The sequence below is a fragment of the Streptomyces sp. NPDC059852 genome (genome assembly GCF_042731455.1).
Taxonomy (GTDB): Bacteria; Actinomycetota; Actinomycetes; order Streptomycetales; family Streptomycetaceae; genus Streptomyces.
The window spans coordinates 24,867-46,471 of the sequence record NZ_JBHWJK010000001.1; the positions used below are offsets into that span (position 1 = coordinate 24,867).

Here is a 21,605-nt window from a genome sequence, read left to right on the forward strand (position 1 = left end):
TCCCCCTTCTCGTCACGGCGTCCGGTGGACAGGTCGTGACACTTTACGGTGTCCCGGGGCTCGCCCGTCGGCCGCCCTGGCCCACTAGACGCAGAGATCGCCCCCCGGGTTGCCCGGCTGGGCCGTACGCGATGATGGACGGGTTCCACCGCTCGTACCTCCCCGGAAGGTCCCCCGCCCATGGCATCGCGCATGCTGCTGGCCCGGCACGGACAGACGTCCTGGTCGCTGGCCGGAAAGCACACCGGCAGGACCGACGTCCCCCTCCTGGAGGAGGGCCGCCGGGGCGCGAAACTGCTGGGCGAGCGCCTGCACCGAGCGCCCTTCGACGGGCTGGCGGACGTCGAGGTGCGCACCAGCCCGCTCTCCCGCGCGCGGGAGACGTGCGACCTCGCCGGCTTCGGCGAGCGCGCCCGGACCTGGGACACGCTGATGGAGTGGGACTACGGCGCCTACGAGGGCATGACGCCGGCGGAGATCCAGGCCGTCCGGCCCGGCTGGCTGATCTGGCGGGACGGCGTCCCCGGCGGCGAGAGCCTGGCCGAGGTCACCGCCCGGGCCGACGAGGTCGTCGCCTGGGCGCGCGAGGCGGACCGGGACGTGCTGGTCTTCGCGCACGGGCACATCCTCCGGTCCATCGGCGCGCGCTGGCTGGGGCTGCCGCTGGACTTCGCGTCCCGGCTCCGGCTGAACCCGACCTCGCTGTCGGTCCTGGGCTGGGCCTACGGCGAGCCCGCGATCGAGAGCTGGAACGACCTGGGGCATCTGAGCCCCTGACCTCCGGGGCCTCCCTCACGCGGTGCGCGGCAGCGACGCGTGCCGGTCCAGGAACGCCGACACCCCGCTCGCACGCCGGTGCGGCAGCAGCACCCGGGCCGTACCGGCCAGCATGGTCTGCACCCGTGACGACTGCACCTGGTCCAGCAGGTCCAGCACCCGCATCCCGGCCGCCGCCGCCTCGTCCGGGCTGCCGCCACGGGCCAGGTCGTCCGCCAGCTCCGCCGTGTAGAGCGCGATGTTCCGGGTGAAGTGGGGGTCCTGCAGACGCGCCGCGCGCCCCGCGTGCCGGGCGGCGCGCCGCCAGTTGCCCAGCGTCGACCAGCACTGCGCCTCCAGGATCTCCAGCTCGGCCTCCCCGTAGAAGCTCATCCACTCGGGGTCGGCGTCCGAGCGGCCCCGGTCGTAGAGGGCCTGCGCGCGGACCAGCGCCTGCTCGCACCCGGTGCGGTCGGCGAGCCCCGCCCAGCCGCCCGCCTCGCGCAACGACAGCAGGCTCATCAGCCGGGACGAGCCCAGGGCGCGCGCCACACGCTGGGCGGCCTGCGCGGCACGGACCGCCTCCCGGGGCCGGCCCGCGTCACGGGCGAGGAAGGAGGTGTTGCAGAAGGCGTGCGCCTCCAGGGCCGGGTCCCCGGCCATCCGGGCGGTCGCCAGGGCCTCCGCGTAGTGCGAGCGCGCGTCGTCGAAACGGCCGGAGTCATGGGCCAGCCAGCCCACCGAGATGGCCAGCTCGCCCGCGCCGGAGTGCAGCCGGTCGCTGGTCGCCTGCCGGGCCGTACCGGCGTCGAGCAGTTCGTACGCGGCGCGCAGCGGTGCGGCCGCGCGCCGGTAGAGACCGTCGGCGCCGTGCCGGTCGTCCAGCAGCCGGATACGGCGTACGGCGTCCTCGAGCGCGCCGGCCTCGCGTACCCCGACGCGTCGGTAGGGGCGGTCGGTGGCGGCGGCGTCGTGGGCCAGGCCCAGGGGGGCCAGCGAGGCGGCGGCCACCGTGGCGCCCCCACCGGTCATGAATGCGCGACGCAGCACGTCGCTCTCCTCGTGGTTCTCGTGGTTCTGCGCGGTGCCGAACGGCACGTGCGCGGCGTACGGATCCTGCGGGTTCTCACGGTCGTACGGCTCGTCGGCCCCTCTCGTCCCACCCGTGACGCGGGCCGGGCGCGCGAGGTGCACGCCGGGCGCCTCCTCCATCGCGCGCGCCCGGCGTCCGCGGACGGACGAGCGGGGCGCGAAGCCGAGGTCGGTGAGCGTGCGGCCGGGGAACATGTGCAGGAACACCCGTTCGTACGCGTAGTTGGGACAGCGGATCTCGCCGGCCTCCACCCGCCCGATGTACCGCGCGTCACAGCTGACCCGCTCACCGATCTCGCGAGCGGCCCGGCGGACCGCCGCGGCGAACTCGGCCGGCGAGAGCTGCCCGCGCAGCTGCCGGAAGGCGGTGTTCGGCCGCGATGGCCTGGGGGGCTGGGACGAGGTCGGGTCTGACGACGCCATGGCCGGGTCCTCTCGTGCGAACCGTCGAACCATGCCGGGGTGCGGGACGGGACGGACCGTGATCCGGTGATCGTGAGCCGTGCCCTCTGATCCGTGGGACGTCCTTGTCCCCGGCGGGCAAGAACGTACCTGCTGTAGCGAAGCCGCCACACAGTGTTTAGCTACAAAACGGATATCTCATCCGGGATCTGCCATGAACTGCCATCCTTTGCGGCGGACTTCCGCCGTAGCCGTTGACGCCGTGCCGCGTTGAACTGTCCGGATCTGCTGAAAGGGTTCTGTGGTGGAGGTCGGGATGGAGACCAGCCAGAGCAGCGTTCCCCGAGCCGCGTCGGCGGCGGGGCACACGCCGACCGGGGGGTGCAGCGAGCCGCCGGGCACGGGGTGCGACGTGGTCACGGTCCCGGCGCGCCAGGGCCTCGAGGCGGTCGACATCCTGCGGCGCGGCGCCGGGGACGGCGTCGGGCCCGTCCTGCACGACGACGGCTGCGACACCCTCGGCTTCGTGGTCCCGCCCGGCACGGCCGCCGCCTGGGACGTGCCCGGTAGCACCTGCACCGGAACCGACGGACGCGGCTTCAGCCTTGCCGCGGACCCCGAGCCGCCCGTCGACGGCTCCGACTGGCTGCTGCCGCCCGGCGAGGCCGACCTCGCGACCGACCCCGCGGTGCTGCGCGCGGCGCTCGGCGAGGCCGCCCGGCTGATCCGGGCCGCCGACGACTGCCGGTGACGGACGGCTGAGAGGCGGTCACGGGCGAGGCGCGTGCCGCACGCCGCGATAATGGCCGCATGGGAAAGTCCAGGAAGTCCCGGCGCGGGGCCGCCGCGGCCTCCGTCACCGAGACGGTCGACGGCGGGCTGGCGGAGCTCATACCGGACCCGGACCGGGCGCGGGCCTGGACCCTGCTCCTCGACGGGGCGCCCCAGTCGCACGTCGACCTGGACGACCCCGCCTACCTCTCCTTCGAGTACCAGCGCCGGCTCGGGCACGTCATCGACCTCGTCGCCCCGCCCGGCAAGCCCGTGCAGGCCGTGCACCTCGGCGGCGGCGCCCTGACCCTCGCGCGCTACGTCGCCGCCACCCGGCCCCGCTCCACCCAGCAGGTCGTGGAACGGGACGCGCCCCTCGTCGGCCTGGTCCGCCGGGAACTCCCCCTCGACCGGAACGCCCGCATCCGGGTCCGCTCCACCGACGCCCGCGAAGGGCTCGCCAAGGTGCCGGACGGCTGGGCGGACCTCGTCATCGCGGACGTCTTCAGCGGCGCCCGCACCCCGGCCCACCTCACCTCGACGGAGTTCCTCGACGACGTACGGCGGGCGCTCGCGCCGGGCGGCTGGTACGCGGCCAACCTCGCCGACGGGCCCCCGCTCACGCATCTGCGCGGCCAGATCGCCACCGCCGCCGCCCGGTTCGCCGAGGTCGCCCTGGTCGCCGACCCCACGGTGCTGCGCGGCCGGCGCTTCGGCAACGCGGTCCTCGTCGCCGCCGACCAGCCTCTCCCGGTCGCCGACCTCACCCGTCGCGCCGCCTCCGACCCGCACCCGGGCCGCGTCGAACACGGGCGCGCGTTGAGGGACTTCACGGGTGGCGCGACCCCGGTGACGGACGCGTCGGCGGTGGACTCCCCGGCTCCACCGGACTCGGTGTTCACCTAGGTCTTCCCGAGGCAGTCCTCGAAGTGGACCTTCTCCGTGTCCGGAAGCAGTTCCACGTCGGTGAGCTTCGCCATGTACGCGGTGTAGCCCTTGGGCCCCTTCAACGCGTCGTCCTTTGCCATGCGGGGCAGCGGGGCGTTCGGATCCGCGCCCTCGGAGGTGCAGTCCGCCTCAGAAGGAGGGCGGCGAGCGGACGACGGCGGTGCGGAGCGTGCCGGCCCGTGACATCAGCCGAAGTCGTTCGTGCCGGGGGTGGGGTGCGTACTGACGGGCTCGTCGTACGTGGGCATGGTGGTGCCGTACGAGGCACGCGGGTCGGGGAGGCCGCTCGGGGTCGGGCGCAGGACGGCGGGCATCACGCCGGGCGTGGCCTGGGTCGCGGTGTCCGTCTTCTCGAAGTCCTGCGAGGCCCGCTGGTCGTTCCATTCGTGGCCGTCCGCGGACGACCGGAGGTTGTCACGGCCGGCCTCGATGCGGGCGTGCAGTCCGTCGAGGGCGGGCTTCCAGCTGGTGGCGATCTCCGTCAGCGCGGGGCCGAGGGACCAGCCGGTGAGGGAAGCGGCCGCCGTCCTCGACTCCTTGACGGCCTTGTCGGCCGGTTCCTTCAGGGTGTGCGCGATGCCGTCGCAGGCGCCGGCGGACGCGCGCAGTTCGGCCGGGTCGACGTCGGTGGTCCGGGACACGTTCGGCTCCTCTCAGCCGGTCAGAACTGCTGCTGCTTCACGCCGGGCGGGAGCATGCAGGGGGTGCGTACCGCGAAGGAGAAGCGCTGAGGCTTGTCCTCCCCAGAACCGACTGTGTCCGCCTCGACCGAGTAGTTGTTCTTGTTGTTGCGGGCCGTGAGGACCGCTGACTCGTAGGCGTTCTTGAACTCCCGGTAGGAGGTCACCTCGTAGCCTCGCTTGGGGAGCTCGTCGCGCAACTGGCGCACAATGCGGGTGTGGTCGGTGACCGGAGCGGGGGAGTAAATGTAGTAGAAGAGGCTGTACCGTCCGTCCTTTGCCACCTCGTCGTTCTTTCCGAGGCAGTCCTCGAAGTGGACCTTCTGCGTGTCCGGAAGCAGCTCCACGTCGGTGAGCTTCGCCATGTACGCGGTGTAGTCCTTGGCCCACCGCAGTGCCTCCTCCTTCGCCATGCGCGGCAGCGGGGCGTTGACGTCGTCACCCTGGGACACACAACCTCCAGTTGAGAGCAGGATCGCGAAGACAGCGAGCAGCGTGCGGAGAACGGACCTAGAGCCCGGGGACGATGTAGCCCTCGGGGGGCAGATCGGAGCCTTGCTTCGGAGCCTCCGCGGGCGGCTTGCCCACGATGATCGCGCCTTGATTGCGCAGCGAGACGCTCCCTTCGTCCCAGTAACCGCTGTGTCCATGTGTGTCGACCTGGAGGTTGTTCCCACCGAAGCCTCCCAGCATCGGGTCGCGGCCGAGGGTGTAGCCGGAGGTGTTGTTGGCGACGGCGTCGTCCTCCGCGGTACCGATCCATACATGCTCTGGGTCCATCTGAAGGTCGGAGGCATGGTCCACGGTCATGCCGGGGCTGCCGACCGCGACGACGTCGTCCGCCCCCAGCCCGTTGCCCCCCGCTGCTGCGGCGCCCACCACCGTGGTGCCGTAGCTGTGCCCGAGGACGGTGGTGTGACTGGGCGACCCGTCGTGAGCGGCTTGGGTGCCCGCGACGAACTGCCGCAGGTCCGGGGCCGCGTCCTCGGCCCGGTCCCGCGTGGCGACGCTGCCGGGGTCGGTCGGTTTGAACTCGGGGGCGTCGTAGCCGATCCACGTGATCATTGCCACGCTCTTGCCGTCGGACTGCTTCGCGGCGGAGGAATGGAGCCTGTCGATGCGGGTGAGCTGGCCGTCCACACCGCTCATCTCCGTATTGGTCCCCGGTACAAGGATGCCCGTGTGCCGGGCGGTGTCCGGGTTGCCCATCGCGATGATGGCCCGGCCGTCGTCCTTGGAGTCGTAGCCGAGGAGGTACAGCTCCTTGCCCTTTGGGGCGCTGTCCGACGCTTCGAGCCGGTCGTTGAGCATCAGCAGGTTGTCGAGGCGTTTGTTGACCGTCTCGTCGCTGTCCCCGGGGAACCCTTCGTCCCAGTTGCCTTCCTGGATCAGATTGAGTTCTTGGCCGAGCGCCGTGCGGTTGGCGTCGTCCCGTACGTCCGTCGGCAGACCGTCGGTCGCTCCGATCTGCTTCGGATAGAGCGTGGTGTAGGCCTGGCGCTCCTCCGGGCTGAGGGCCTTCCACCACTCGGCGGCGGCTTTCGGGTCATCGTCGGGTATCTGCGGGGCCTTGACGCCCACGGCCTTCATCGCGTTCTTGACGTCCTGGGCGGACTCCGCCGCCGCGTCATGGCTGAGCGGGTCGGTGAGGATGTCGCCGTTCAGCTCCCCGAGGGCGCGGGCGCCGTCGTTGCTCGCCTTGTGCGCGGCGGCCAGGGCGTCGTCCATGGCGGCACGGTGCTCCGTGAGCAGCCTGTTGCGGTCGGCGATGAGCTGCTGGGCCTCGGGATCCTGGCGCGGGAGGTCCGAGGTCGTCCGGTCGCTCACCCAGCCCTCGTCGTCGACGTCGAAGCCGTCCTGCTCCGCCCGCCGCACCGCGTTGCGCAGATCGGTCTGGGCCTGCTCCATCCAGAACCGGGTGGTGTCGAGGACCTCGGCGATGGCCATGGCCTCCGTCTCGACCACGCCGATGCGCGACTCGACGTCCTCCAGGTAGAACAGGGCAGCGTCCGCGTCGTCGCCCTTCCAGGACCGGTGCAGCGGCCCGGTCACCTGCCGTCGGTGGCGGTCGGTGAGCGAGTCCGTGGTCGTCGACAGCCCGCGCCAGACCTTGACGGCGGCTTCCAGGTCGGAGAAGTCCTGCTTCATCAACCGCGCGAAGTCAGACGCCACGTCGGCTCCCGCCCGCCCGGTCGGAGCGCTCCCCGGAGCATGGCGAAACAGCCCAAGTGTGCATGATGCAACCCCCGTTGCCGCTCACTCATGAGTTCGAAGCGCTCAGCGTAGCCGATGCGTTTCCGGGGACTCTCGGGGGTGCCGGGACGGATGGGTCAGTAGGTCCCGATCTCCACCCGAGGCGGCCCGTCGTGCCACGTGCAGAACACCGACACCCGGTCCGCGCCCGCGCTGAACTCCACCCGGATCCAGGACTCCGTCTTCCACACCTGCATCGACCAGCCCGCGCCGGGCGCTGCCGAGACGAGGGACGCCGAGGACGTGCCGATGTCGAAGACGACCCGGCCGCCGTCGGTGTCGTAGCTCTTGACCTGGCCCGAGGTGTCCGGCGAGGACGGAGGGCCGGAGGTCTTCGGCGGTGGGGCCGAGGTGGCCGCAGTGCTGGGCGTGCGGCTCGGCTTGGGGGAACGCGGGGATGGACTCGGCGACGGCGTCGGACGGTTGGTGGAGGACGCCAGCGGCTCGGAGTCCCTCGTCGTCACGTCCGCCGCCGTGATCGGCAGGGCGCGCGGCCGGTCGTAGACCGTGCCGGCCATGACCGTGTGGACACCCCACCACGACAGCGTGACCGCCGCGCCCGTGGCGAGCGACCACGCGAGTACGTGTACGACTCCTCTGTGCATCGCGGGCCATACTGCCCCACGCGCCCCACGGGTGTCGCGTCCCCGTCCACAGAGGCCGAGTTGTCCACAGGCCCGGACCGGTCTCACCGGCATGGCGTACGGTGCGGCGCATGGCAAGTGTGCTCGTGGTCGAGGACGACCAGTTCGTGCGCTCGGCGCTCATCCGGCACCTGACCGACGCCGCCCACACGGTGCGCAGCGTCGGTACCGCGCTGGAGGCGCTGCGCGAGGTCGCCCATTTCCGTTTCGACGTGGTCATCCTGGACCTCGGTCTGCCCGATCTCGACGGCTCCGAGGCCCTGAAGATGCTGCGCGGCATCACCGACGTCCCGGTCATCATCGCCACGGCACGGGACGACGAGGCGGAGATCGTCCGGCTGTTGAACGCGGGCGCCGACGACTATCTGACCAAGCCCTTCTCGGTGGAGCACCTGTCGGCGCGGATGGCGGCCGTGCTCCGCCGGGCCCGGGCCGCCGGGGTGGAGGCGGCACCCTCCAGCGTGCTGCGCGTCGGCGGGCTGACCGTCGACCCGCTGCGCCGCCAGGCGGAGTTGGACGGGGTGCGGCTGGACCTGACCCGGCGCGAGTTCGACCTGCTCGCCTTCCTCGCCGGGCGCCCCGGTGTCGTCGTCCCCCGCAAGGAGTTGCTCGCCGAGGTCTGGCAGCAGTCGTACGGTGACGACCAGACCATCGACGTCCATCTGTCCTGGCTGCGCCGCAAACTGGGCGAGACGGCGGCCAGCCCGCGCTATCTGCACACGCTCAGGGGCGTCGGAGTGAAGCTGGAGCCGCCCGCCGTGCCGTCCTTCGGCGCGGAAGGCGCGCAGAGCCCGGGGGAGCAGCCGCGATGAGATGGGCCCTGGTCAAGGTCAGCCTGGCGGTCACCACCATGGTCGTGCTCGCCTTCGCCGTCCCGCTCGGACTCGTCATCCGGGAGATGGCCCGCGACCGCGCCTTCTCCAACGCCGAGCGCCAGGCCGCCGCCGTCGCCCCCGCGTTGTCCATCACCACCGACCGGGACCAGCTGGAGCGCGTCGTCGCCTCCGCCGGGTCCGACGACGGCATGGCCGTCCACATCCCGGCGTCGGGCAAGAGCGCCGCCGTCGACCTCGGCCGGCGCCGGGCCGCCGCCGGCGACATCGCGACCGTGCGCCGGCTGGGCCGTGCCTCCACCACCGACGTACCCGGCGGCTCCACACTGCTCCAGCCCGTCGCGCTGAGCACCGGCGAGATCGCCGTCGTCGAGGTGTACGTCCCCGACGCCGAGGTCACCAACGGCCTCGCCACCGCCTGGGCCGTCCTGGCCGGCGTGGCCATCGCCCTGATCGTCGGCTCGGTCGCGGTCGCCGACCGGCTCGGCGTCAGGATGGTGCGGCCCGCGCAGCGCCTGGTCGAGGGCGCGCACGAACTGGGCGAGGGCAAGCTCGGCGCCCGCGTCCCCGAGGAGGGGCCGAACGAACTGCGGCTCGCGGCGGTCGCGTTCAACGCGATGGCCGACCAGGTCGTGCAGCTCCTCGCCAACGAACGGGAGCTGGCCGCCGACCTGTCCCACCGGCTGCGCACCCCGCTGACCGTCCTGCGGCTGAACGCGGCCTCCCTCGGGGACGGCCCGGCGGCCGACCAGACCCGGGCCGCGGTGGCCCAGCTGGAGGGCGAGGTCGACACGATCATCCGCACGGCACGCGAGGCCAAGCCGCAGACCGTCGCGGCCGGGCCGGGCGCCGGGTGCGACGCGGCCGAGGTGGTGCGCGAGCGGATGGCGTTCTGGTCGGCGCTGGCCGAGGACGAGGGCCGCAAGGTGCGGGTGGCCGGCGTGGACCGGCCGGTGCGGATACCCGTCGCCCGGGCCGACCTGGCGGCCGCACTGGACGCCCTCCTCGGCAACGTCTTCCGGCACACCCCCGAGGGCACCGCCTTCGCGGTCGACGTGCACAACGGCGAGGACGCCGTGATCGTGCTCGTCTCCGACGCCGGGCCCGGCATCGCCGACCCCGAGGCCGCCATGGCCCGCGGGCACGGCTCGGGGAGCGCCGGGTCGACCGGCCTCGGCCTGGACATCGTGCGCCGGCTCGCCGAGTCCACCGGCGGTGACGTACGGATCGGCTCGTCGGTGCTCGGCGGGACCGAGGTACGCCTGTGGATACAGCTCGACGGCCGGGCACCGGTCCGCAGGGGACATCGCGGTGCCGTCCGGCGCCGCCGCCCCGGCCGACTGGTCTCGACCTTTAACCGCTCCCGATCCCTTCCTTAAGCGCGCCCTAAGGTCCCCGGCCACCGTCCGGATCAGGACCTTTGTCCGATTCCCGCTCGCTAGCGTGCTGCCGCACCCACCCCCCACTCCCGAACAGCGAAGGCAGACACGCGATGAGCACCCACCGGCGCAGGATCAGCGGCAGGAACAAGGCGATCGGCGGTCTCGTCGCCGCGGCCGTGGTCGGCGGCGGCGCGCTCGTGGTCACCGGGACGGCCCAGGCGGCCGGCGCCGGCGCCGTCTACACGAGGACCAGCGACTGGTCGACCGGGTACACCGCGCAGTACGTCGTCACCAACGACACCGGCGAGGTGAAGAAGGACTGGAAGCTGGAGTTCGACCTGCCGTCCGGCTCGAAGCTCAGCTCCCTGTGGAACGCCGAGTCCAGTGTGCGCGACGGCCACGTGACCGTGACCCCGCCGAAGTGGGACACCGACGGTCTCGCGCCCGGCGAGTCGATCACGGTCGGCTTCGTGGTGAACGGCACCGCGTCGCCGAAGAGCTGTCTGATCGACGGCACGAAGTGTTCCACCGACGGCACCGCGACGCCCGAGCCGAGCGGCCGCCCCACCGAGACCGCGACGCCGAAGCCGACCGCGACGGCCACGGCATCCGAGCCCACCGCCACCCCCTCCGGTTCCGCGACCCCCACCGGCAAGCCGTCCCAGAGCCCGGGCACCGGCACCAAGGCCTCCGCCGGCTTCGCCCCGTTCGTCGACACCTCGCTCTACCCGGCGTTCGACCTGGCCGCGAGCGCGGCGGCGACCGGCGTGAAGGACTACAACCTCGCCTTCGTCACCGACGGCGGCGGCTGCACCCCGAAGTGGGGCGGTGTCACCGACATCGGCGCCGACGCGGTGGCCGCCCAGATAGGCGACCTGCGCGCCAAGGGCGGTGACGTGCGCATCTCCTTCGGCGGCGCGGCCGGCAGCGAGCTCGCCACGACCTGCTCCTCGGCGGACGCGCTGGCGGCGGCGTACGGCAAGGTCGTGGACGCCTACCAGCTGACCAAGGCCGACTTCGACGTCGAGGGCGGCGCGCTGCCCGACAAGGCGGCCAACACCCGCCGTGCGCAGGCGATCGCCAAGCTCCAGAAGCAGCACCCGGACCTGGACGTGTCCTTCACCCTCCCGGTGATGCCGGAGGGCCTCACCCAGCCCGGCGTCGACCTCCTCGCCGACGCGAAGCAGAACGGCGTGCGCATCGGCGCGGTCAACATCATGGCGATGGACTACGGTCCCGCCTACAGCGGCGACATGGGCACGTACGCCGAGCAGGCGGCCACCGCCACCCAGGCCCAGATCAAGGGTGTGCTCGGCCTCTCCGACGACGCGGCCTGGAAGACGGTCGCGGTCACCCCGATGATCGGCGTCAACGACGTCGCCAGCGAGATCTTCAAGGTCGACGACGCCACCCAGCTGGTGGACTTCGCCAAGTCCAAGGGCCTGGGCTGGCTGTCGATGTGGTCGGCGACCCGTGACCAGCAGTGCGCGGGCGGCGAGAAGCCGGCCGCCGACGCCACGTGCAGCTCGATCCTCCAGGACAAGTTCGCCTTCTCGAAGGCGTTCGCGGCCTACAACTGACGGCCTGCAACCGACGGCCTCAACCGACGCCGCCCGGCTCTCACGCCCGGCGACGCGCGGCCCGCGCACGACCGAGCGGGCCGGTCCACCCACGGGGGGCGCGCCCCGGCCGGTCCACCCCCCACCCGGCCGGGGCGCGGCACGTCCCCTATATACGCGCCGCGCCCCGCCCCCCGGCTGGTACCGCCCGGTCGGCTAGAAGACCTCGTCGACCTCGGGCAGCGTGCCCGTGCGGGCGGCCTTGCCGTACCAGTGGGCGCTCGACTTCGGCGTCCGTTCCAGGGTCGTGTAGTCGACGTACACGGCGCCGAAGCGCTTCTCGTAGCCGTACGCCCACTCGAAGTTGTCCAGCAGGGACCACAGGTAGTAGCCCCGGACGTCCGCGCCGTCGGCGATCGCGCGGCGGACCTCGGCGAGGTGGCCGTGCAGATAGGCGACGCGCTCCGGGTCGTGCACGCGGCCCTCGGCGTCGGGCTTGTCGTCGTAGGCGGCGCCGTTCTCCGTGATGTACAGCGGCAGGCCCGGCACCTCGCGCTCGTACCGCATGATCAGGTCGTACAGCCCGGTCGGGTCGATCGACCAGCCCATCGCCGTCCGCTCGCCGGGCGGCTGGTGGAACAGCACGTCGTCGGCTGCCGGCCACGGCGAGTGCTCGCTCGCCCCGTGCCCGTCGGCGCGCGGCCCGGTGTGGTCGGGGCCGGCCGCGGAGACCAGCGCGGGCGTGTAGTAGTTGAGGCCCAGCGCGTCGAGCGGCTGGTTGATGGTGGCGAGGTCGCCGTCCTGGACGTACGACCAGTCGGTGAGCTGCCGGGTCGCCGTGAACAGGCTCTCCGGGTAGGCGCCGTGCAGGATCGGGCCGTGGAAGATCCCGTTGGCCAGGTCGTCGATCTTCCGGGCCGCCGCCAGGTCCGCCGCGTCCTGCGTCAGCGGGCGCACGGTGGAGGAGTTCAGGCTCAGCGCCACCGTGTTGCGCGCCGGCATCACCGAGCGCAGCGCCTTGGCGCCGAGGCCGTGCGCGAGGTTCAGATGGTGGGCCGCGCGCAGCGTCGCGACCGGCTCGGTGCGGCCCGGCGCGTGCACCCCGGAGCCGTAGCCCAGGAAGGCGCTGCACCACGGCTCGTTGAGCGTGATCCACTGCTCCACACGGTCGCCGAGCGCCTCGCCGACGATCTGCGCGTACTCGGCGAAGCGGTAGGCGGTGTCGCGCTCCGGCCAGCCGCCCGCGTCCTCCAGCTCCTGCGGCAGGTCCCAGTGGTAGAGGGTGACAGCCGGCTTGATGTCCTTGGCCAGCAGCTCGTCCACCAGCCGGCGGTAGAAGTCCAGGCCCCGCTGGACCGCGGGCCCGCGCCCCGTGGGCTGCACCCGTGACCAGGAGATCGAGAAGCGGTACGCGCCCAGGCCGAGGCCGGCCATCAGCGCCACGTCGTCGCGGTAGCGGTGGTAGTGGTCGACGGCGACGTCACCGTGATCGCCGCCGGCCGTCTTGCCCGGGGTGTGGGCGAAGGTGTCCCAGATCGACGGGGTGCGTCCGTCCTCCCGGACCGCACCCTCGATCTGGTACGCCGAGGTCGCGGCGCCCCAGAGGAAGGTGGAGGGGAAGGACACGGGGGACATGGGCTCAGGCATGGAAGCGCTCCCATAGGAGGTCGTGATGACCGACGGGTACGGGTAGGGGGGAGGGGAGGGGGATGGGCCGGGGGCCGGGGCGACGTGACGCGGCCCCCGGGTGGCCGTGCGACGGGAAGCGCGTCAGCCCTTGACCGCGCCCTGCATGATGCCGCCGACGATCTGCTTGCCGAACAGCAGGAAGGCGATCAGCAGGGGCAGCGTGCCGAGCAGGGCGCCCGCCATGATCACCGCCTGGTCCGGGACATAGCCGGTGCCCAGCGAGTTGAGCGCGACCTGCACGGTCGGGTTCTCCTGGTTCAGGGCGATGATCGGCCACAGGAAGTCGTTCCAGGCGAACACGAAGGTCAGCAGGCCGAGGACGGCCATGGCCGGCCGGGCCGCCGGGAACACCACGTGCCACACGACCCGCAGACTGCTCGCGCCGTCCACCCGCGCCGCCTCGATCAGCTCCGTCGGCAGCGCCTGGAGCAGGTACTGCCGCATGAAGAACGTGCCGAAGGCCGTGCACAGGGTCGGCAGGATGACCGTCTGGAGCTGGTTCGACCAGCCGAGGTCCGCCATCCACAGGTACAGCGGCACGACCGCCAGCTGCGGCGGGATCATCATCGTGCCGATCGTCAGCAGCAGCAGGACGCCGGAGAACCGGAAGCGGAGCTTGGCGAAGGCGAAGCCGGCGAGCGTGGAGAACAGCACCGTGCTGATGGTGATCATGCTCGCCACGAAGATCGTGTTGAACATGGCCGTGCCGAGGCCGCCCTCCTCCCAGGCCCGCTCCATGTTCTTGAAGAGGTTCCCGCCGAACCACAGCGGTGGAGGCGTCTCGGCGAGGCGCTGGTTGGTGCGCGAGGCCGCGATGGCCGTCCACACCAGGGGCGCCAGCGAGACCAGCGCGAACAGGGTGAGCACGACATAGGTGAGCGGACCGGCGTGCAGCTGCTTGCCGGCACCCATCACCCGGGTCCGCTCGCGGCGGGGCTTCGCGGGCTCCTCGGCCCGAGGAGGCGTGAGTTCTGTCGCGGTCATTGGGACTTCCTCAGCCGTCGGGAGATCAGCAGCTGGATCACGGCGACGATCAGCAGGATCAGGAACATCGTCCAGGCGATCGCCGACGCCTTGCCGAGGTTGCCGATGATCCAGCCCTGGTCGTACATGTACAGACCGAGCGTCTGGTACTGGTGCTCGGAGCCGCCCTTGGAACCGGAGACCCCGCCGAACAGCAGGGGCTCACCGAAGAGCTGGGTCGCGCCGATCGTGGAGACGACCACGGTGAACAGGATCGTCGGCCGCAGCTGCGGGATCGTCACATGGATGAACTGCTGCCAGCGGTTCGCGCCGTCGATCGCCGCGGACTCGTAGAGGTCGGCGGGGATGGCCTGCATCGCGGCCAGGTAGATCAGCGCGTTGTAACCGGTCCAGCGCCAGATCACGATGGAGGACACCGCGAACTGCGAACCCCAGTCGGACTCGCGCCAGTTGACCGGGTCGATACCGACGAAGTCCAGCAGCCAGTTGATCATGCCGCCGTCCCACGAGTACAGCAGCACGAACACCAGCGTCGCCGCCGCCACCGAGGTGGCGTACGGGGTGAGCATCACGACCCGCCACACGGTGGAGCCGCGCAGCTTGTAGTTGAGCAGATGGGCCAGGCCGATGGCCATGACCAGCTGCGGCACCGTGGAGATGACGCCGATGGTGAAGGTGTTCCACAGCGCGTTCCAGAAGAAGTCCGAGGACAGCAGGTTCTCGTAGTTCTTCAGACCGGCCCAGGTCTGGCCGTCGAGGTTGGCCAGCTGCACGTCGTGCAGCGAGTACCAGGCCGTGTAGAGCAGCGGGACGAGCGAGAACGCCCCGAACACGATGAAGAAGGGGGCGATGAACGCGTACGGCGACGCCTTCATGTCCCAGCGGTACAGCCGGCTGCGCCAGGAGTCGTTCCCCGGAGGCGGCGTACCGCGACCGTGAGCGCGGGGCGCCGCGCCCGGCTGATCACCGGGCGCGGCGTCGGCGCTCGACGCGGGATGCGCGAGGGCCTGCTTGGGACTGCTCACTGTCCGAGCACGTCCTTGATCTCCGCGGTGGCGGCGTCCCAGCCCTGGGCCGGGGACTTGCCCTTCTGCTCGACCTGGAGGATGCCGATGTCGGTGATCGCGGTGCCGATCGGCTGGTCCTTGGTGCCCAGGTACTGGGTCGGGATCGTCTTGGCGGAGTCCGAGAAGATCTGGGTGATCGGCGCGCCGGAGAAGTACTCCTGCGTGGCGGACGCCGGCTTCAGGCTGCCGTACGCCGACGGGGTCGACGGGAAGCTGGCCTGCTTGGCGAAGACCTTCGCCTGCTGCTCGGGCGCGGTCAGCCACTTCGCCAGGGCGATGGCCTCCTTCTGGTGCTTGCCCGCCGTCGGCACGCCGATGAACGAACCGCCCCAGTTGGCCGCGGTCGGCGCCGCCGCCACGTCCCACTTGCCCTTGCCGGCCTCACCGGACTTCTCCTGGATGTAGCCGATCATCCAGGCGGGGCAGGCCACGGTGGCGAAGGTGCCGTTCGCGTAGCCCTGGTCCCACGGCTTGTCGAACTGCTTGAGCTTGGCGGACATGTCGCTGGTCGCCACGTCCATGGCGACGTTCCACGCCTTCTTCACGCCGGCGGACTTGTCCCAGACGACGTTGCCGTCCTTGTCGTAGTACCGCTCGGTCTCGCCGCCGAGGGCCGCGTTGTAGACGGAGGACGCGGAGTCCACGAACTTGGTGCCGCTCGGCGCCTTCTTCATGTACTGCTTGCCGAGGTCGACGTACTTGCCCCAGTCGCCCTTCCACTGCTCGGCGAGCTTGGCGCGGTCGGTCTCGAGGCCAGCCTTCTCGAAGAGGTCCTTGCGGTAGCAGATCGCCATCGGGCCGATGTCGGTGCCGAGACCGATGAGCTTGCCGTCCTTGGTGGTGGCCTGGGTGTTCTTCCAGTCCAGCCACTGGGACTTGTCGACCTCCTTGCCGAGGTCGACGAACTTGTCGGCCTGGGTCTGGACGGCCTCGGTGATGTTGCCGACCTCGATCGCCTGGATGTCGTCGGTGCCGGAGCCGGCCTGGAGCCGGGTCAGGGTCTTGGGCCAGTAGACGTCGGTCCGGGTGGTGACGTTCTCCTTGATGGAGATGTCGGGGTGCAGCTTCATGTACTCGTCGTAGAGGCCGGCCTGCTTGTAGCCGAAGACACCGAAGGTGCCGATGGTCAGCGTGGTCTTGCCCCCGCCGCCGTTGCCACCGCCCTCGTTCGAAGAGCCGTCGTCCGAGTCCTCGGCGCAGCCGGCGAGCAGCCCTGTCGTCAGCGCGGCTATGGCCGCGAGGGCCATCAGCCGGCGGGACCCGCGGGTACTCGTGCGCATTGCGTCCTCCTGTTGCCTGACGTGCCGACCCCCCGGCCAACTGCACTGTTGGGCCCGTTCATCTTGCTAGCTGCGGCTCGGGCGGGGAACGTGCGGGACATGTATGTGTCAGGTACTGTGGGAGCGCTCCCACATGTGATGAGTTGAAGGTTCGCCGGTCGGGGCGGGGGTGTCAAGGGACCGGACACGCACTCGTGCGTTCAGTTATCGGCCTGTTAACAAACGTCGCGCCCCAAGTGCTCAGGGAGTCAAACCGGCCAAGTTCCGGCGGCACTTGGCCGAGGGGGGCAAGTCGATCACTGCCCCCGCCGACAGCTCCGTCCCGGGCGGGGCTGTTAAATTCCAGGCCGACGACACGGTCAACGGGAGGCGGAGCCCATGGCAACCCACGGAACGCGGGGCCGCAGCGGCGGCCGGCCCACCCTCGAAGAGGTGGCGGCCCGGGCCGGCGTGGGCCGTGGCACCGTCTCCCGGGTGATCAACGGCTCGCCGCGGGTCAGCGACGCCACGCGCGCCGCGGTGGAGGCGGCGGTCGCCGAGCTGGGCTACGTCCCGAACACGGCGGCCCGCGCCCTGGCGGCGAACCGCACGGACGCGATCGCGCTGGTCGTGCCCGAGCCGGAGACCCGCTTCTTCGCCGAGCCGTACTTCTCGGACATGCTGCGGGGCGTCGGCGCCGAGCTGTCCGACACCGAGATGCAGCTCCTGCTGATCTTCGCGGGCAGCGACAAGGAGCGCCGCCGGCTCGCCCAGTACCTGGCCGCGCACCGCGTGGACGGCGTCCTGCTGGTCTCCGTGCACGCCGACGACCCGCTGCCCGACATGCTGGCCCAGCTGGAGATCCCCGCGGTGATCAGCGGTCCGCGCTCCGCCGCCGAGACCCTGACCTCGGTGGACTCCGACAACTACGGCGGCGCCCGCTCGGCCGTCGAGCACCTGGTCTCGCACGGCCGGCGCCGGATCGCCCACATCACCGGCCGCCTCGACGTCTACGGCGCCCAGCGGCGTGTCGACGGCTACCGCGACGCCATGCGGGACGCCGGCCGGCCCGCCGACGAGCTGCTGATCGAGGCGGGCGACTTCACCGAGGAGGGCGGCGTCCGGGCGATGCGGGCGCTGCTCGCGCGCTGCCCCGACCTGGACGCCGTGTTCGCCGCCTCGGACGTGACGGCGGCGGGCGCCCGGCAGGTGCTGCGCGAGGCGGGCCGGCGCATCCCGGACGACGTCGCGCTCGTCGGCTACGACGACTCGGCCATCGCCCGTCATATGGATCCGCCCCTCACCAGCGTCCGTCAGCCCATCGTCGAGATGGGCCGCAAGATGATAGATCTCCTGCTCACGGAGATCGCCGACCGCAGGCCCGCGGTGTCCCGGGGCCTGGCGGAGCGGACGCAGGTCGTGCTGGCCACGGAGCTGGTGACCCGCGCCTCGTCCTGAGCGCGGGGCAGGGCCCGGCAGGGGCCGGGAATGCGATCAGCCGGTGACCTCGGGAGGTCACCGGCTGATCGGTGAGGGTGAGTGACGGGACTCGAACCCGCGGCATCCTGGACCACAACCAGGTGCTCTACCAGCTGAGCTACACCCACCATGACCGGCTCCGGGTTTCCCCGACCGGCCGAGAAAAAGTGTACAGGGTCCGAAGGGGTGCTCGCGCACACATTCCGCGGCGCCCCCCGGCACCCCTTCCGCACCCCTACTGAGCAGGCAGGACGTGCTTCGCGGCGATCGCCTTCGCGGTCTCCGAGTCGGGGCCCGGCTGCGCCACGAAGACGGCCTCGCGGTAGTACCGCAGCTCGGCGATCGACTCGCGGATGTCGGCGAGGGCGCGGTGGTTGCCGTTCTTCTCGGGGCTGTTGAAGTAGGCGCGCGGGTACCAGCGGCGGGCCAGTTCCTTGATCGAGGAGACGTCCACGATCCGGTAGTGGAGGTAGTCCTCCAGCGTCGGCATGTCGCGCAGCAGGAAGCCCCGGTCGGTGCCGACGGAGTTGCCGCACAGCGGCGCCTTCCCCGGCTCCTTCACATGCTCGCGGACATAGGCGAGGACCTGCTCCTCGGCGTCGGCGAGCGTCGTGCCGCCGGCGAGCTCGTCGAGCAGACCGGACGCGGTGTGCATCTGACGCACCACCTCCGGCATCGTCTCCAGCGCCGCGTCCGGCGGGCGGATGACGATGTCGACCCCCTCGCCGAGGACGTTCAGCTCGGAGTCGGTGACGAGGGCGGCAACCTCGATGAGCGCGTCGTCGGACAGCGAGAGGCCGGTCATCTCGCAGTCGATCCACACCATGCGATCGTTCATGCGACCACCCTAAGGCGGGCGCTCCCGTTTGGGAGGACCGGTGCCGCCCCCGGCGCACGCCGGGGGCGGCACGGTGTCATGCTCCGCTGCGCTGCCCGGGCAGGCTCGCCCGGCCGCCGACGTACAGCTCGCGTCCGTGGTCGGCGGACGCGGACGACCCCACGGAGGCGGGGGTGCGCCGGGTCTGCAGCGGGACCGGTCCGCCCTCCGGGTAGGGGGAGGGCGGCGGGCCCTGCGGTGTGTGGCCGGTGCCGACCGCGGGCTCCGGCTCGGTGGGCCGGTCGCCCTGCGGGCGCCGGGCCCGGTACGCCGCCCGGTACGCGGCCGGCGACGAGCCGAGCTGGCGGCGGAAGTGCCCGCGCAGCGCGACCGGCGAGCGGAAGCCGCAGCGTCCGGCGACCTCGTCGACCGAGTAGTCGGACGTCTCCAGCAGGCGCTGCGCCTGGAGGACCCGCTGGGTGATCAGCCACTGCAGCGGGGCGCTGCCGGTCAGCGAGCGGAACCGGCGGTCGAAGGTGCGGCGGCTCATGTACGCGCGGGCCGCCAGCGTCTCGACGTCGAACTGCTCGTGCAGGTGCTCCAGCGCCCAGGCGACGACCTCGGCGAGCGGGTCGGCGCCGATCTCCTCCGGTAAAGAGCGGTCCAGGTAGCGCTCCTGGCCTCCCGTCCGGCGCGGCGGGACGACCAGGCGGCGGGCGAGCGCTCCGGCCGCCTCGTTTCCGTGGTCCGTCCGCACGATGTGGAGACAGAGGTCGATTCCGGCCGCCGTACCGGCCGACGTCAGCACGTCGCCGTCGTCGACGAACAGCTCCCGTGGATCGACGTGGACCGACGGATAGCGCTTGGCCAGCGTCGGTGCGTACATCCAGTGGGTGGTCGCCGGACGGCCGTCCAGCAGGCCGGCCGCCGCGAGGACGAAGGCGCCGGTGCACAGCCCGACGATGCGGGCGCCCTCCTCGTGGGCCCGGCGCAGCGCGTCGAGCGCCTCCTCCGGTGGTGGTGAGGTGATCGAACGCCAGGCCGGCACGACGACCGTGCCCGCCCGTGAGATCGCCTCCAGGCCGTGTGGCGCGGTGAGTTCCAGGCCCCCTGTGGTCCGCAGTGGGCCTTCCTCGCCGCCGCACACCAGCAGTCGGTAGCGCGGCACGCCGGCGTCCTGGCGGTCTATCCCGAACACCGACAGCGGTATGGAACTCTCGAAGATGGGGCCGCCGCTGAACAGCAGCACCGCGACGATCTCCTTGCGGCGTCGCCCGGAGAGTTTCCGGGCCGCGGCTTCCGGCGCGGCAGTGGAGTCGTGGCTCATCCTGCTAAGCCCCCCTCGGTGGTCGCGGCTCCTCGGTTGTGTCGCTCCTGCACGTTTCCCCTCGGTCCTGCACGAGTCCCCCGCCGTAGACAGTCAAGATCGAATCTACTGTGTCGCGCCGTGCCGCAGTGGCCGGTTCGGCACTCGGCACATTGTCGACTTGGCAACTTGGCGTGAAGCATTCGATCACGAAGCGTTGCACTCCCGCGCCGTGCAGGGAAGTACGCCTTGTGGCAGTGGCCGATCCCCATACGGTGCGCGGGGGCCTCCGGGTCCTTTTCGCGCAGGTGGGGCGGGGGTTGGGGGGTGTGGAGGGCAGGGGATGCCCGCGCAACGGAAGTTGGCTGAAAACCAACGTACGCGTGCGCGGAAACCGGTCAGCCGCCCGGTGTAATCCGTCCCGTGTGCCGTCCACCGCGATGCGCACCGGTCCCGGTGCGATGGTGACGGCCGCGACGACGCGGGGAGGGGCCGGCGCGCTCCATGTCCCGGGCGCGGGCCGCCCCTCGCTCCGACTGGCGCAGCAGCAGGCGGCAGGCGGCGGTGACGGCCGCGAGACCGAGGGCGGTGCCGGCGGCGCCGGCGAACGAGGTGCCGTACCAGAGGAGCACGACGGGGACCAGGACACAGCTGAAGGCCGCCCAGCGGACCACCTCGGTCACGCTGTCCTCGGAGGGGGTGCGGGGTCCGGTCATGCGTGCGTGTGCTCCTGGGGTCCCTGGCGGACGGCTCGTGGTGATCAACGCGGGGACGGGCCGTCGGTCACTGGTGGACGACCGGCTTCCCGCCGGGCGGGACGTGCGCCGGCGCAAACCGCCTGTACACCGCAGCAACCATTGCGTTACGGGCGCACCCTCGTGCATGCTCCCTGGAACCCGTACGGACCGCTGCGGGTATCTGGGCTAAGGAGGAGTGCCGCCGTACCCTTGGGGTATGGGCTTGGGAAGACCATTCCCGGACACCGCTCAGCCACAGACCGCCACATCCGTCAACGAGCTCCGCTCGCGAGCCCGTCCATAAAGGATCACAACGCCGAGACAGCCATGGCCGGTCACGAATTCTTCGAACCCGCGGACCGCAAGCGGCCCGTCGCCGATCCCACGGCGGCCGATCCCCTCGCGGCGGAAGAGTCACGCCACCCCTGCGATCCCGCCTTCAAGCACGGCGTCGTCGTGGGCTTCGACGGTTCCACGTCCAGTGAGCGGGCCCTCGCCTACGCCATCGGCATGGCCCATCGGTCCGGGGCGGGCCTGATCATCGTCCATGTCGCCAACCGGCTGCCCACCACGGTGTGGGCGGGCTGTGAGCCGCCGGTCTTCGTCGACGTCCCGGACCACCGCACCGAGGTGCTCGGCCTCGAACTGGCCTGCGCCGACTACCTCGCCGAGGTCGCCTGGATCCTGGTCGAGCGCGGCGGCGACATCTGCCACGAACTCGAGGAGGTCGGGGTGGAGTACGAGGCGGACGCGATCGTCGTCGGCTCCACGCACGGCCTCGTCGGACGGCTCTTCGGTTCGGTCGCCGGGCGGCTCGCCAAGCGGGCCAAGCGCCCGGTCGTCGTCATTCCCTGACGCGCCCTCCCCGCACGGACTTCGCGCCCTTCGGCGCACGGAACCCCTCGCACGCCGTGGCGTCACGAGGGGTTCCGGGGTGTACGGGGGCC

Annotated in this window: 21 protein-coding genes and 1 tRNA gene; 8 read left to right on the forward strand and 14 right to left on the reverse strand. The window is 71.7% G+C overall.

Annotation, left to right across the window (positions count from 1 at the left end; translation table 11 throughout):
• Positions 1-180 precede the first annotated feature (180 nt).
• A complete protein-coding gene (locus tag ACFV46_RS00135; protein WP_361924668.1) occupies positions 181-777 on the forward strand; it encodes a histidine phosphatase family protein in 597 nt (198 codons plus the stop codon).
• Positions 778-792: 15 nt separating this feature from the next.
• On the opposite strand, the gene ACFV46_RS00140 is transcribed toward ACFV46_RS00135, so the two are convergent.
• Positions 793-2,271, reverse strand: coding sequence for a hypothetical protein (locus ACFV46_RS00140; RefSeq protein ID WP_385496512.1), 1,479 nt, complete (start codon positions 2,269-2,271; stop codon positions 793-795).
• Positions 2,272-2,566: 295 nt separating this feature from the next.
• Between ACFV46_RS00140 and ACFV46_RS00145 the strand changes: the two genes are divergently transcribed.
• Positions 2,567-3,001 (forward strand): hypothetical protein, encoded by a 435-nt coding sequence (locus tag ACFV46_RS00145; protein ID WP_361924671.1) that lies wholly within the window; start codon positions 2,567-2,569, stop codon positions 2,999-3,001.
• 59 nt (positions 3,002-3,060) lie between these two features.
• On the forward strand, positions 3,061-3,927 hold the full coding sequence (locus tag ACFV46_RS00150) for a spermidine synthase (protein ID WP_385496513.1): 867 nt from the start codon (positions 3,061-3,063) through the stop codon (positions 3,925-3,927).
• Here ACFV46_RS00150 and ACFV46_RS00155 read toward each other — a convergent pair.
• The 5 genes from ACFV46_RS00155 to ACFV46_RS00175 form a co-directional block, all read right to left on the reverse strand.
• Positions 3,924-4,049 carry a hypothetical protein gene (locus ACFV46_RS00155; RefSeq protein ID WP_361924675.1) on the reverse strand — a complete coding sequence of 42 codons (126 nt, stop codon included), beginning with the start codon at positions 4,047-4,049 and terminating at the stop codon, positions 3,924-3,926. The genes ACFV46_RS00150 and ACFV46_RS00155 overlap by 4 nt on opposite strands.
• Positions 4,050-4,154: 105 nt before the next feature.
• Positions 4,155-4,610 (reverse strand): type VII secretion target, encoded by a 456-nt coding sequence (locus tag ACFV46_RS00160; RefSeq protein WP_361924677.1) that lies wholly within the window; start codon positions 4,608-4,610, stop codon positions 4,155-4,157.
• A 20-nt stretch (positions 4,611-4,630) separates the two neighbouring features.
• Complete coding sequence (locus ACFV46_RS00165) at positions 4,631-5,101, reverse strand: hypothetical protein (protein ID WP_361924679.1); 471 nt, start codon at positions 5,099-5,101, stop codon at positions 4,631-4,633.
• 58 nt (positions 5,102-5,159) lie between these two features.
• Positions 5,160-6,821, reverse strand: coding sequence for an alpha/beta hydrolase (locus ACFV46_RS00170; protein WP_385496515.1), 1,662 nt, complete (start codon positions 6,819-6,821; stop codon positions 5,160-5,162).
• Between the two features lie 158 nt (positions 6,822-6,979).
• Positions 6,980-7,507, reverse strand: coding sequence for a hypothetical protein (locus tag ACFV46_RS00175; RefSeq protein WP_385496516.1), 528 nt, complete (start codon positions 7,505-7,507; stop codon positions 6,980-6,982).
• Positions 7,508-7,617: 110 nt separating this feature from the next.
• Between ACFV46_RS00175 and ACFV46_RS00180 the strand changes: the two genes are divergently transcribed.
• From ACFV46_RS00180 to ACFV46_RS00190, 3 genes are all read left to right on the forward strand, one after another.
• Entirely contained in the window at positions 7,618-8,358 is a 741-nt protein-coding gene (locus ACFV46_RS00180) for a response regulator transcription factor (protein WP_361924684.1), read from the forward strand.
• Positions 8,355-9,758 carry a sensor histidine kinase gene (locus ACFV46_RS00185; protein ID WP_385496517.1) on the forward strand — a complete coding sequence of 468 codons (1,404 nt, stop codon included), beginning with the start codon at positions 8,355-8,357 and terminating at the stop codon, positions 9,756-9,758. Before ACFV46_RS00180 ends, ACFV46_RS00185 begins: the two co-directional genes overlap by 4 nt.
• Positions 9,759-9,871: 113 nt before the next feature.
• Positions 9,872-11,341 (forward strand): cellulose binding domain-containing protein, encoded by a 1,470-nt coding sequence (locus ACFV46_RS00190; RefSeq protein ID WP_385496518.1) that lies wholly within the window; start codon positions 9,872-9,874, stop codon positions 11,339-11,341.
• Between the two features lie 195 nt (positions 11,342-11,536).
• Here ACFV46_RS00190 and ACFV46_RS00195 read toward each other — a convergent pair whose 3' ends face one another.
• The 4 genes from ACFV46_RS00195 to ACFV46_RS00210 all read right to left on the reverse strand — a co-directional run bounded on the left by ACFV46_RS00195 (position 11,537) and on the right by ACFV46_RS00210 (position 16,340).
• Positions 11,537-12,955 (reverse strand): GH1 family beta-glucosidase, encoded by a 1,419-nt coding sequence (locus tag ACFV46_RS00195; RefSeq protein WP_385496755.1) that lies wholly within the window; start codon positions 12,953-12,955, stop codon positions 11,537-11,539.
• 135 nt (positions 12,956-13,090) lie between these two features.
• Positions 13,091-13,993 (reverse strand): carbohydrate ABC transporter permease, encoded by a 903-nt coding sequence (locus ACFV46_RS00200; protein WP_283291205.1) that lies wholly within the window; start codon positions 13,991-13,993, stop codon positions 13,091-13,093.
• On the reverse strand, positions 13,990-15,018 hold the full coding sequence (locus ACFV46_RS00205; RefSeq protein ID WP_151784157.1) for a carbohydrate ABC transporter permease: 1,029 nt from the start codon (positions 15,016-15,018) through the stop codon (positions 13,990-13,992). The genes ACFV46_RS00200 and ACFV46_RS00205 overlap by 4 nt, the downstream gene beginning before the upstream one ends.
• Positions 15,015-16,340, reverse strand: coding sequence for an ABC transporter substrate-binding protein (locus ACFV46_RS00210; RefSeq protein WP_361924692.1), 1,326 nt, complete (start codon positions 16,338-16,340; stop codon positions 15,015-15,017). The genes ACFV46_RS00205 and ACFV46_RS00210 overlap by 4 nt, the downstream gene beginning before the upstream one ends.
• 378 nt (positions 16,341-16,718) lie before the next feature.
• On the opposite strand from ACFV46_RS00210, the gene ACFV46_RS00215 reads away from it, so the two are divergent.
• Positions 16,719-17,777 carry a LacI family DNA-binding transcriptional regulator gene (locus tag ACFV46_RS00215; RefSeq protein WP_376726730.1) on the forward strand — a complete coding sequence of 353 codons (1,059 nt, stop codon included), beginning with the start codon at positions 16,719-16,721 and terminating at the stop codon, positions 17,775-17,777.
• Positions 17,778-17,853: 76 nt separating this feature from the next.
• On the opposite strand, the gene ACFV46_RS00220 is transcribed toward ACFV46_RS00215, so the two are convergent.
• The 4 genes from ACFV46_RS00220 to ACFV46_RS00235 form a co-directional block, all read right to left on the reverse strand.
• Positions 17,854-17,926 (reverse strand) — tRNA-His (locus ACFV46_RS00220).
• A gap of 107 nt (positions 17,927-18,033) precedes the next feature.
• Entirely contained in the window at positions 18,034-18,636 is a 603-nt protein-coding gene (gene orn / locus ACFV46_RS00225) for an oligoribonuclease (protein WP_361924696.1), read from the reverse strand.
• 76 nt (positions 18,637-18,712) lie between these two features.
• Positions 18,713-19,942 carry a helix-turn-helix domain-containing protein gene (locus ACFV46_RS00230; RefSeq protein WP_361924698.1) on the reverse strand — a complete coding sequence of 410 codons (1,230 nt, stop codon included), beginning with the start codon at positions 19,940-19,942 and terminating at the stop codon, positions 18,713-18,715.
• Positions 19,943-20,319: 377 nt separating this feature from the next.
• Entirely contained in the window at positions 20,320-20,637 is a 318-nt protein-coding gene (locus ACFV46_RS00235) for a hypothetical protein (protein ID WP_062670240.1), read from the reverse strand.
• A 348-nt stretch (positions 20,638-20,985) separates the two neighbouring features.
• On the opposite strand from ACFV46_RS00235, the gene ACFV46_RS00240 reads away from it, so the two are divergent.
• Complete coding sequence (locus ACFV46_RS00240; protein ID WP_361924700.1) at positions 20,986-21,513, forward strand: universal stress protein; 528 nt, start codon at positions 20,986-20,988, stop codon at positions 21,511-21,513.
• Positions 21,514-21,605: the final 92 nt, after the last annotated feature.

Coding starts and splice junctions, on each gene's coding strand:
- ACFV46_RS00210 (WP_361924692.1), bottom strand. CDS start 16,340: ATGCGCACGAGTACCCGCGGGTCCCGCCGGCTGATGGCCCTCGCGGCC.
- ACFV46_RS00175 (WP_385496516.1), bottom strand. CDS start 7,507: ATGCACAGAGGAGTCGTACACGTACTCGCGTGGTCGCTCGCCACGGGC.
- ACFV46_RS00145 (WP_361924671.1), top strand. CDS start 2,567: ATGGAGACCAGCCAGAGCAGCGTTCCCCGAGCCGCGTCGGCGGCGGGG.
- ACFV46_RS00135 (WP_361924668.1), top strand. CDS start 181: ATGGCATCGCGCATGCTGCTGGCCCGGCACGGACAGACGTCCTGGTCG.
- ACFV46_RS00155 (WP_361924675.1), bottom strand. CDS start 4,049: ATGGCAAAGGACGACGCGTTGAAGGGGCCCAAGGGCTACACCGCGTAC.
- ACFV46_RS00235 (WP_062670240.1), bottom strand. CDS start 20,637: ATGACCGGACCCCGCACCCCCTCCGAGGACAGCGTGACCGAGGTGGTC.
- ACFV46_RS00185 (WP_385496517.1), top strand. CDS start 8,355: ATGAGATGGGCCCTGGTCAAGGTCAGCCTGGCGGTCACCACCATGGTC.
- ACFV46_RS00230 (WP_361924698.1), bottom strand. CDS start 19,942: ATGAGCCACGACTCCACTGCCGCGCCGGAAGCCGCGGCCCGGAAACTC.
- ACFV46_RS00180 (WP_361924684.1), top strand. CDS start 7,618: ATGGCAAGTGTGCTCGTGGTCGAGGACGACCAGTTCGTGCGCTCGGCG.
- orn (WP_361924696.1), bottom strand. CDS start 18,636: ATGAACGATCGCATGGTGTGGATCGACTGCGAGATGACCGGCCTCTCG.
- ACFV46_RS00195 (WP_385496755.1), bottom strand. CDS start 12,955: ATGTCCCCCGTGTCCTTCCCCTCCACCTTCCTCTGGGGCGCCGCGACC.
- ACFV46_RS00150 (WP_385496513.1), top strand. CDS start 3,061: ATGGGAAAGTCCAGGAAGTCCCGGCGCGGGGCCGCCGCGGCCTCCGTC.
- ACFV46_RS00215 (WP_376726730.1), top strand. CDS start 16,719: ATGGCAACCCACGGAACGCGGGGCCGCAGCGGCGGCCGGCCCACCCTC.
- ACFV46_RS00190 (WP_385496518.1), top strand. CDS start 9,872: ATGAGCACCCACCGGCGCAGGATCAGCGGCAGGAACAAGGCGATCGGC.
- ACFV46_RS00200 (WP_283291205.1), bottom strand. CDS start 13,993: ATGACCGCGACAGAACTCACGCCTCCTCGGGCCGAGGAGCCCGCGAAG.
- ACFV46_RS00140 (WP_385496512.1), bottom strand. CDS start 2,271: ATGGCGTCGTCAGACCCGACCTCGTCCCAGCCCCCCAGGCCATCGCGG.
- ACFV46_RS00240 (WP_361924700.1), top strand. CDS start 20,986: ATGGCCGGTCACGAATTCTTCGAACCCGCGGACCGCAAGCGGCCCGTC.